Below are 11,874 nucleotides of genomic sequence, written 5' to 3'. Positions count from 1 at the left end.
ATGTCAGAAAACTGTGAATATATAGATAGTATTTTAAGAAGAAACGGAAGAGATCAACAACAACGTTTCAACAAAGCCTTGAGTCCAGATAGTTTGAAGCTTCATGATTTGGATATCGAAGATTGGATTTTGTTTGCTTATAATTTTGCTAAAAACGTAAACTATTTTAACCTCGACAATGATCAGGTACCTTCTGGAAATTGGCAGGATTTGTTTCGTTATTTCGATTTTAATGAAAATACGATTCCAAGACGAGGAGAAACGGCTTATCAAAAACTAAAAGAAGAAATAACCAACACGCTTGCAGATCAGGAAAAAGATAATAGAGTCACTCCTCATTTCACTTTGTTTATTTGTTTTTTAAGGTTATTGACGTTTTCGCAAGATAGATTCAATGGACTTACCAAAAGGCATTTGGACTTTTATTTTCAAGAGATCCTACAAGTAGATAAACTATCTCCTGAAGCAGATAAGGTGCATTTGCTTTTTGAAATCGCCAAAAAAAGTGCAAGTGAGCGGATCAAAGAAAACACAGAATTAGATGGTGGAAAGGATCAAAATGGGGTTAAGCGTATTTATAAAACTTCAGAAGAGCTTGTTGCGAATAAGGCAAGTATCGCGTTTCTGAAAAATATTTATAACCATCAGGAAGCACAAACAAATCCCGAAAATGGAGCTGTTACCAATCTAAGAGAGTTGAAAGCTGCAGATATAGCCAATTCTTTTGATGGGATGGGAAGTGATTTTCCTGAAGGGCAGGTTGATTGGTGGCCATTCGGATATCCATCGACTATAGATACATATCCTCCCTTGGCCGATGCAAAAACAGGCTTCAGTCTCTCATCTACCTTGTTCGAGCTCCAAGAAGGAGTTCGTGATCTTACCATAACAGTCGATTATCAACGACCACCTGTTGCAGGACCAGATGATCCGCAACCAATAATACAATTGCCTTCTGAAACTTTTTCTTTTGAATCCTTAAATGACAACATTAGAATTTATTGCACAGGAGAAAAAGGCTGGCTGGGGCCTTATGAATTGAGTAGCGAGTCAATTTTGTTGCAAAATCAAATGATTTTGAAATTTCAAATAGCCTTGGATGAACCTGCTGTGGTAGCCTACCATAAAGAAACTCACTTAGAAGATTACAGTACAGATCGACCAGTAATTCGTTTTTTGATTGATCAATCTACCGAAGCGGGATATGATATCAATCGTAGACTGGCACTTAATACATTAACCAAAATCAAAGTAGACATAGCTGTAGAAGAAATAGCATCTCTAGTATTAGAAAACGATACTGGAGTAATCAATGCAAAAAAACCTTTTTACCCTTTTACCACTGATCCAATCAAGAGATCGAACTTCACCATAGATTACCCCGAAGTCTTTAAAAAACCATGGACAAATATTGCTGTTCATATTTTATGGAAAGATACACCAGAAACTAATTTTAATGATCATTATGGAAATTACAATCCTAATCCAGTTACCAATGATTCATATTTTAAAGTCAAATCTTATATTTTAGATAGAGGTAGTTATACCGATATTGATTCCTCTGATAATGCTTCTACTCCAGATAATAGAGACTTATCTTTATTCAAGAAAAATGGAGATGTATATGATGCAAACTATACATTTAGCAATTCTGGATATGTAATTGATAAAAATGGTCCTTTACGGTTGTCATTAAACACTTCTTTTTTACAAGAAGTATATCCAACCCAATATGCTTTAGCGATATCCAAAGAGATTATTACACCGCCCACTGACCCTCCAGTTGTGCCGGCCATACCCAAAGAACCTTATATCCCTTTGATAGATGTAATAACTTTGAAATATAGTGCTTCTACAGAAACGAAATTAGAATTGTTAGAAGCTACTGGGCCAGGTGAGGTTATCGATGAGGAAACTCAGAAAAGTAATTACGAAGATAACCTGGTTACCCTGTTTCATGAAGCTCCTTTTGGGCAATTCGAAGAACATGAATATTTGAAACAACAGGTTTTGATAAAAAATGGGCAAGACCCAACAAATAATACTGATTTTTTAACCAATTATTTGGTGCCACAACACTGTAGAGGAGGTTCCTTATTTATTGGTTTAGATAATGTAGAGATCGGGCAACAAATCTCATTGCTTATTCAGGTTTTGGAAGGGAGTGAAAACCCATTAACCATTTCTTTTGAAGGAAATGAAAAAGTAGAATGGTCGATTTTATGCGATAATCACTGGAAAAACCTGCAAAACGATATCGTTAAAAATAGCACCGATAATTTATTAAACTCGGGAATACTTCGATTTGGAGTTCCAAAACAAGCAACTACTGAAAATACAAGATTGCCTAGAGGATATATCTGGCTACGAGCTCGAATTCATAAAAATTATGACGCGATAAGTAAAGTGAAATCGATACACACACAGGCAATTTTGGCCGAGTTTGAAGATCGAGGTAATGAATTATCGCATTTGGAACAGGGATTACCAGATGGTAGTATCAGCAAACTAGTAACCAGAGTTCCTCAGATTAAAGGGATTACACAACCATATAATTCTTTTGATGGAAAAGCAGAAGAATCTGATGATGCGTATTACCGAAGAATTAGTGAACGACTTCGCCATAAGAATAGAGCTATCACCTTATGGGATTATGAGAGTTTGGTATTGCAGGAGTTTCCAGAAATCTATCAGGTAAAGTGTTTAAATCATTCTAGTACTTCTTCCTTCTTATCTCCGGGAGATGTTACTCTTGTAGTGATTCCGGATACAATAAATAAGAACGTCTTCGATATTTTTCAGCCTAGAGTGAGCAGAGCAACTTTGAATAAGGTAAGTGCTTACATCAATAAACTCAATTCTATGCATGTAAAAACTGAAGTCGTTAACCCAAGTTATGAAGAGGTTAGAATTTCGCTATCGGTCAAATTTTATGATCAGTTTGATGAGAATTTTTACATCAAACAACTTAGTGAAGATATTACTCAATTTTTATCCCCTTGGGCGTTCGATACTTCCAGAAGTATAGACTTTGGGGTCACATTGCATCGCAGTGTACTTATTGATTACTTAGAAAAATTATTCTATGTGGATTATTTGCAGGATGTAGTGATGCGTAAGGACGGGGAAGTATTCCTAACGAGTATCGAACCTTCGAACCCCGCTTCAATTTTGGTTTCGGCCAAAGAGCATTCAGTAGATACGAACATAAACAAGTGTAACCAAGAAGAAGAAAAAGCAATAGACACATGTCAGGTATAGATCTCAATATAAATATTCCAAAAAATGTATCTTCAGAAGACGATCTGGATTTCTATTTTCTTCGAGAAAAAGGAATAGAATACATTTCGCAACTAGGAGGTAAACTATGGACAGATTATAATTCTCACGATCCGGGGATTACCATGCTAGAAATGTTGTCTTATGCCATTTCTGATCTTGGTATGCGGATTAATATGCCCATTGAGAACTTGTTGGTAGGTGAAGAAAAAGATAAAAGTTTAGAAACTCAATTTTTCAAACCTGCAGATATTTTTCCTTCCAAAGCAGTTACAGCACTAGACTACAGAAAGATTTTTATAGATATCCCAGGGATAAAAAACTGCTGGCTCAGCAAGTTTGAGAAGCAGGTGTTTTTGGATTGCAAAAAGGATAGACTCACCTACAACAAAGCAGATATTGATCTTACAGGAATTGATGCCAGATCTACTTCCGAATTTATCAAGGAGTTTACACTGAAAGGATTATATAATATTACACTAGAATATGATGATGACTTCTTAGAAGAAGGTACGGAGAAGCTGTCCAAGCAAAAGAAAGAAGAACGGATACAGGCCAAAAAAGAAATTTTGATGGAGCAGGTAAGAACTATCTATCATCAAAATCGAAACCTATGCGAAGATTTAATCGATCTATCCGAAGTGGCATTGCATCCGATTTCGGTATGCGCAAGTATAGAAGTGGAAAATGAGGCAGATGAGGAATTGATACATGCCAAGGTTTTGTTGGCCATTGATAACTATTTTTCTCCTACCTTAAATTTTTATTCTATTCAGCAAATGTTGGATAAAGGATATACTACAGATCAAATTTTTGAAGGTCCTGTTCTTAATAGAGGATTTATTGATACCAAAGAGCTTGAAGATGCTAATTTGAGAACTGAGGTAAGACTTTCGGATATCATAACATTAATCATGAATATCGAAGGTGTAAAATTTGTAAAAGAAATCTCTGTAGGAAATTGTGATGGTAACACAGCCGAATCCAACGAGTGGATTATTTGTGTAGATGATGGAAAAAAACCTGTGTTATGTGATAAAAGTGTGATCAATTACAACAAAGGATTTTTACCACTTAATCTCAATCAGAGTCAGGTAGCGGCATACTTAGACGAGCTTAAGCCTGAAGAAACATTGATTTTGGATCAAGAATTATCCTTTCCGGAAGGACAATATTTTGATAATGCGGCTTATACTACCATCCAAAATGATTTTCCAGACACTTATGGTATTGGGATAGATGGATTACCAGCAAGAGCGACAAAAGATCGAAAAGCGCAAGCAAAACAACTTAAGGGGTATTTGTTGTTTTTTGATAAGATATTAGCAAGTTACTTTCAACATTTAGGAAAAGTAAAAGAACTGCTATCGGTTAGTGGAGTTTCAGAAAACACCTATTTTACACAAGCGATAAAAGATGTAGCAGGGTTTGAGGATTTGGTGAATAATTACAGCACCAACAATGATGATGAGCTTACCAATGCATTATTTAAAGAAATAGACAACAATGTAGAACGCAGAAATCAGATTCTCGACCATCTTTTAGCACGTTTTGCAGAGCGCTTTAGCGAATACACCTTCTTAATGAAAACACTTTATGGTGATGCAACAGGAGAAGTTGTATTGCGAAATAAAGAAGCATTTTTGAGAGATTATAAAGTGATCAGTCAAGAGCGGGGAAATGCATTTAATTACTACAAACAACCAGCAGCAAATCTGTGGAATACCGATAATGTATCTGGGACTCAAAAACGACTGGCACGTTTACTGGGAATCAAAGACTACAACCGAAGAAATATCTCCAACTCCTATATCAATATTAAAACTGATGTAGATGATGACGATTGCACCGTATTTCGATGGGAAATATTGGATACCAAAGGAAATCCAATATTGCGATCTACCGAGAACTATAATTCTAAAACTGCGGCGATTAATGAGCTTCATTTTTCGGTGTTATTACTTATTGAGACCAGCAAATACGAGTTAGAAGAAGCTTTTACCAAAACGATAAAGGATGATACTGATGTAGATCATATCAAGCTTAATAAATCAGAAAACACGGGAGTGTATTCCTTCAGTGTCATTAATCCTGAGTTTCCGCCATCAAGTACTAAGAGAATAACAGCGATACATTCCAGATTTTATGATACTCAGGAGGAGTTTAGAGATGGGATTTTTGAGACCCTTAGTTTCTTCGAAAACGATTTTACCGAAGAAGGGTTGTTTTTGGTTGAGCATATCCTACTAAGACCTGACGTAAAACAGCTTGATGCTCACGAAAAGAGTTTCATTCCCGTTTGTGCGGATACTTGCGACAATTGTGAACCCGCCGATCCATATTCGTATCGCGTAAGTATCATACTTCCGGGATACACGTATCGATTTGCAGATACAGATTTCAGAAATTATATGGAAAATGTAATCAAACAAGAAATTCCAGCCCATGTAGTGGCTAGAATTTGCTGGGTTGGACATAGAAAAGATGAAGTTCCAGATGAGGAGAACGGATTATACCGATTAGAACAAGCATATAAGGCCTTTTTGGAAGCCAAAACATTAAATACAGGAGAAGAAGAGATGAGATATACCGATACAGATACAGGAGAGGAAACCTCTAAGCTAGAAACCTTTGTAGATCGTCTATTCAGTCTACAGACATTATATCCTGCAGGTCGCCTGATTGATTGCGAAAACGACGATGATATTGATGGTCAGATCATTTTGGGTAGAACGACCTTAGGTACACTATAACATAGCATTAAAATTAGATGTAGATAAAGCATGTTTTCGCCAAAAACAGCACATACCGCCAAGGACAACAACACACCTTCCGTTTTTAAACCAAAAAACGGGAGTGACTTGTTTGTACAACCCAAGGTAAAGGTAGGACAACCCGGCGATAAATATGAAGTAGAAGCAGATCAGGTAGCTGATCAAGTGGTAAATAAACAACAACAGGGTGCTGCATCAAACATAACTGCCACTCCAGCTTCGGTGCAAACCATGTCTGAAGATGAACAAATTCAGGAAAAACCGATTGCAGAACGTATCCAACCATTAACACATTTATCAGGGACTTCACCTCTTCAGCGGATGGAAGAAGAGGAGCCAGTACAGTTACAGGAAAAAGAGGAAGTGCAGATGATGTCTGAAGAGGATGTTCAGATGCAAGAGGAAGAAGAAGTGCAGATGATGTCTGAAGAGGATGTTCAGATGCAAGAGGAAGAAGAAGTGCAAATGATGTCTGAAGAAGATGTACAACTTCAAGAAGAGGAAGAGGTGCAAGCAAGAGAGAACCCAGGAAATACTGGTCTGAACACTCCTTCTAGCATTGGTCGTTCTATTAGAAATACTAGGGGTCAAGGATCTCCTTTGCCAGGCGGAGTTCAAAGCCAGATGGAATCCGGTTTTGGAGCCGATTTTAGTGGGGTAAGAATACATACAGGTAGTGAGTCTGTTGCAATGAACCAAACATTGGGAGCACAGGCATTTACCAATGGAAACGATATCCATTTTAATCAAAACAGATTTAATCCTGCTACTACAGAAGGGCAAACGTTATTAGCGCACGAGTTAACGCACACCATTCAGCAAGGTGCATCTGGTCCGGCTACTCAAAATGAATCTACAACAACGAACAATGGTGGAAGTCAAGCCTCTTCCGAAGCAACCGAAGAACCTTCTGTAATTCCAGTTGCCGAAGCTACCGAACTTGTAGAGGCACTGCCATTAGAAGGAGAAGTGTCCGCGGAACAAGGGACTCAAGAAGCAGGAGTTGCTGGCGAAGAAGTGCAACCTACGACACCGCGTAGCTCAGAGGAAGATCCTAATTTCCAACAGCTAGAGCAGCGCGTCGAAAATAGAGCAGAAGAGCAGCAAGATCATGAACCGGCTACAGCATCTGCGGGCAGTGCACAGGCAGCAGCGGTATCGCCACCAAACGAACGTACTGGTGGAGCACAAGCAGCTCAAGTAGATTCTATGGAAGAGCAGGAAGCTGGAACTTTTAGTGCAGAAGCATTCAAAGCGCAGTTAATGCAGCGTATCGAGAGTATGCAGTTGCCAGCTAATGAAGAAGAAGCCGCCGATTTTGAAAACAACAATAATATTGATGAGGTACGTGATGCAGCGACTCAGGACGTACAAAGTGAACAAACCGCTGCCTCTGGAGATATCGCTGCTACAACAGCTCAGGAACCAAATACAGATGCAATACCAGAACGAGAGGTTACGGCATTACCTCCAGCACCTATAGGTGGTGCTCCTAATGGTGTAAGAGCACAAAATGCTATGCCACCAGCTCGAGGTGAAGCCGAAGTAAGCCAACCACTACAGGATAATATGTCCGAGGTGGATCAGCAGATGACCGAAAATGAAATTACCGATGAGCAGTTGGCGAACTCCAACGAACCAGAATTTGTAGGAGCTTTGGATGCTACAAATGATGCCAGAGAAGATACCGCACAAGCCCCAGGTCAGTTCAGGACTGAGGAACAAGGCGTATTGCAAGGAGCACAAAATACAGCTGAAAATAATAGTCAGCAAACCCTGGAAGGGATGCATCAGGATCGTGCTGGATTGTTGAATCAGGTAGAAGGACAGCAAGTCCAAACGGGTACTACGGATACCGCAGAGAGAGAACGTATTGCTGGTGAGATTAATACTATTTATGAGAATACTAAGACCGATGTAGAAACGATCCTTAGTGATCTGGATACGAGAGTAAGTGACCTGTTTACGGCTGGAGCAGAACGTGCTAAGCAGGCTTTTGAAGATTATGTAGAGCGTAAGATGGATGCCTATCTCGACGAACGATATGGAGGATTTAGCGGATTCCTAAACAGAGTCGGAGATGTCTTTACCGGATTGCCCGACGAGGTAAATCAATTTTTCGTAGATGGGCGACAGGTATTTATCGATCGTATGGATTCGGTAATTACCAATATTGCAGATGTAGTGGCTACAGAGTTAACTGCGGCCAAAGACAGAATTACCAGAGGTAAACAAGAGGTGCAGGATTATGTTACAACATTACCGCAAAACCTTCAAGATATCGGTCGCGAAGCAGCAGAAGGTATTCAGGAACGTTTTGATGAATTGGAACAATCGGTAGATGATAAACAAGATGAATTGATCGATAGTTTGGCCAATCAGTATAATGAGAGTCTACAAGAAGTAGATGCTCGTATCGAAGAGATGCAAGCTGCCAACCGTGGATTGATTGATATGGCTTTGGATGCTATTGGTGGAGTGATCCAAACAATCATCAACATCAAAAACATGTTGACAGAGCTGCTAAGTTCTGCACTGAGTGTTATTGCTACTATTGTTCAAGACCCAATTGGATTCTTAGGATTGTTGATTGAGGGAGTTGGACAAGGATTAAATAATTTTGTAAGCAACATCCTTACGCATATGCAAGAAGGACTTATTGCTTGGCTTACTGGATCTTTAGGCGGGGTAGGGATTACCATACCGGATAATTTGTTTAGTCTTTCAGGGATTTTCAATTTGGTTGCGCAAATTTTAGGAATCTCATGGGATTTTGTACGTAACATAGCTGTTCGAGTACTTGGTGAACCTGTGGTGAGGGTTGTTGAAACGGCGTTTGAGATTTTCACCATATTACGTAATGATGGTATTGCCGGTCTTTGGGAGTATATCAAAGAACAGTTCAATAACCTGAAAGAAATGGTGATGGATGCCATACGGGACATGATCATCTCTAAGGTCGTTGAAGCAGGAATCAAATGGATATTAGGATTGCTTAATCCTGCCGGAGCATTTATCAAGGCTGCCATGCTGATTATTGATATTGTAAAATTCTTTATCCAGAGAGGTAGCCAGATTATTGAAATGGTACGCGCCTTTATCGATGGTGTAAAAGCAGTGGCTTCGGGTAATGTAAGTGCTATTGCCAGTGCGATCGAAAACGCATTAAAGAAATCTATTCCGGTATTGATAGGGTTCTTAGCCTCTTTATTAGGAATCACAGGGCTGACTCAAAAAGTACAGGAGATCATTCAAAAAATCCGTAAAAAGATAGAAGATGCAGTCGTAGGATTATTGAATCGTGTTAAGAATGCGGCAAAAAGATTGTTTAGAAGATTGACTGGAAGAAATAGAGATCAACAAAATGAAGATATAGCTTCCGGTAATCTTGAAGATACAGAGGTTGGAGAAGTAGTTCAATTTAATGGAGGAGGAGAAGGACATAGGTTATGGATTGATACTCAAGGACCGGGTGTTGAGGTTATGGTAGCGTCCCAAACTAAAACGGTTGGAGAAAAGCTAACGGAGTGGGAGAATAGAAAATCTGAATTTGGAAATACGGATGAAGGAAGAGCTAAACAAGAAGATGCACAGGGTAAAATTGATAGAGCACGTTCTTTGTATAGAGAAACCAAAACGCAAGGAGAAGATACTGAGGAAAAACTAAATACTGCTCAAAATTCTACAGATGAGCAAGCCAGCCGCCAGGCTTCAGAATCAGATCAAAGATTGGAGGACAAAGAAAATGATTTGGCTCAGGTTCTTAGAGAGCTCTTTGAAATGTATGGTGATGCAGAAGAATATGGACCTTTACCAATTGTCGGGACTCATACAGTTCCTAGGTCCGCATCTCATCCTGAAGGTGAACCATATGAATCTCACCATGTTCCTGAGAACCAATTCTCAGCTGAAGTTTCCGGGTTATACGAAAGATTTGGTTCTATGTTGTCAGGTATTGAAGGTTTAGAAGATATAGGATCTAGAGCTACGGCCCGTTCTCAACAAATTAATTCAAGTTATTCTAATGGAAATAACTTACCAGCAATTCTTGTTCATCAAAGAACGCATAGAACATCTCGTCAAGGTATTCATAGAAGTGCTACCGCTAGAGCAGCACTTCCTGTAATTGAACAACAGGCCAGGGATGCAGGAGTAAAGAGGGTGCTTATGTTCACTAAGTCGGGTAGTAATATAAGAGCTAGTATATCTTCAGGCAGTTGGAGATCTTTTTTACGGAAGATTTATCAAATTGAAAGAGGAGAAGTAACCGATACACAAGTTAATCTTCAAGAAAGTCCTGATGAGCTAATAATACGAGTTAACAACCCAAATAACGATGCTTTAGATCAAATAACCAATAGTTTACAAGCTGAGTTAATCAGTACTATTTCAGATGAAGAATTAGATGCAGAAGATTTGATCGAAGTGGCAGAATTTGTTAGAGATACTATAAATAGAACTATGGCAACCTCATTTTCAGAGGCGTTAGATACCTCAATAGTTTTTGTGACGGAAGCTTTAAGTCAAAGTGATTTGGATGGAGATAAAGCACTCCATGGACCAATAATAAGTGAATTAAGAAATAGATCTAGATCAATTTGGATGGGAGGAGCGAGTCCTCTAACAGGTGGGATCTAATAAAATATGGAAAGAGTAGAGGAACATATGAACGAATTAATTAACATCATTAACCAAATTATCGAACTGGATAAAGAGAATTCTTTAAAAAAGCATTTAGGGTTCGATATTAAAAAGAATGCGCAAAACTTTAAATCCTTCATGGATAGTGGTTGGTGGTGTTGTTTTTTGTTAGGACATAGAAAGTTTGGAAAATATGATGTAGCATTGAGACTAACACCCAATGCTAATTGGAACAATTGGAATCTGGTTCGCGTCAATTCTAAAAATAGCGCATACACCATTTCTAATAACATATTCAGTTTACCCATTTTAAGGCAAAGAATGCTAGCTGAGCATGATAAGGTATTTGTTGAGTTTAAAGATCGATTTGAAAAATTTGAAAGTGAAGTAAAACCTACATATGAGATATTGGGAATATTGGACCAATTAGATTTTATGAGAGTTTATGTAAATGATTCTACTAATATCCCTAATGGAACCGATGGCGTGGATAGGTATCTAAAGTTTCTTTACAGATATGATAGTTCGGAGTCCCATAAGATTTTCAGAGAAAAGCTTTCTGAAATGATCAAATTAAAAGACCTAATGCCAAATAGTGTTACGGGTCAAGATTTTGGAGCATGGGATCAACTATTTAGAAATATAGTGGCTCGAAGAGGAGTTGATTATTCTAATGCTATTCCTCTGGATCAACTATCACCAATATTGTGGAATGCATTTGTATTACCACATGGTTTTGATACAGTCGGGCATCAATTATCGCATTATCCAGATACGGGAACACCTCCTGAGATTTTGATTAAAGATATAGCACGATTGTTAACCGCAGATTATTACGAATTTTCATCTAGTATCACTGAACATCCATTATATAGCGCAGCAAAGGCTATTAGTGAAAAAGGAGGTAGTTATGTTGGAGTAGAGCACGCCGAGGCAGCAGCAATATTGGATGATAAGTTAAAAGATCCTGTTGGGGCTTGGAATGCATTGGTAAGTGCTGCTTTTTGGGCTGGAATTAATAATGGAGGAGAAAAAATGCAAATTACTTTATGGGATCAGGCAATTTGGTTAAGTAAAAAAGAAGATTGGAAAGATGTTTATTCTGTTCTTTCGTACCAAAGAAAGATCTATGAAGAAATAAAATAAAATAGACATTAAGAAATTAGACAATAACAAAACA

General features: G+C 38.4%; 4 protein-coding genes. All 4 read left to right on the top strand.

The window, feature by feature from the left end:
* Genes BUE24_RS17965 through BUE24_RS17950 form a run of 4 tightly spaced genes read left to right on the top strand, consistent with a single transcriptional unit; the run spans nt 1 to nt 11,840 of the window.
* Nucleotides 1-3,261: a baseplate J/gp47 family protein gene (locus tag BUE24_RS17965; RefSeq protein WP_073318998.1), complete on the top strand. Its 3,261-nt coding sequence runs from the start codon at nt 1-3 to the stop codon at nt 3,259-3,261.
* A complete protein-coding gene (locus BUE24_RS17960; protein WP_073318996.1) occupies nt 3,249-6,032 on the top strand; it encodes a hypothetical protein in 2,784 nt (927 codons plus the stop codon). Before BUE24_RS17965 ends, BUE24_RS17960 begins: the two co-directional genes overlap by 13 nt.
* Nucleotides 6,033-6,062: 30 nt before the next feature.
* Nucleotides 6,063-10,691 (top strand): eCIS core domain-containing protein, encoded by a 4,629-nt coding sequence (locus tag BUE24_RS17955; RefSeq protein ID WP_073318993.1) that lies wholly within the window; start codon nt 6,063-6,065, stop codon nt 10,689-10,691.
* A gap of 6 nt (nt 10,692-10,697) precedes the next feature.
* A complete protein-coding gene (locus tag BUE24_RS17950; RefSeq protein WP_073318990.1) occupies nt 10,698-11,840 on the top strand; it encodes a hypothetical protein in 1,143 nt (380 codons plus the stop codon).
* The last annotated feature ends 34 nt before the right edge of the window (nt 11,841-11,874 follow it).

It is taken from the genome of Aquimarina spongiae, from assembly GCF_900141785.1.
Taxonomy (GTDB): domain Bacteria; phylum Bacteroidota; class Bacteroidia; order Flavobacteriales; family Flavobacteriaceae; genus Aquimarina; species Aquimarina spongiae.
This window is presented reverse-complemented; position numbering and strand designations above follow the sequence as displayed.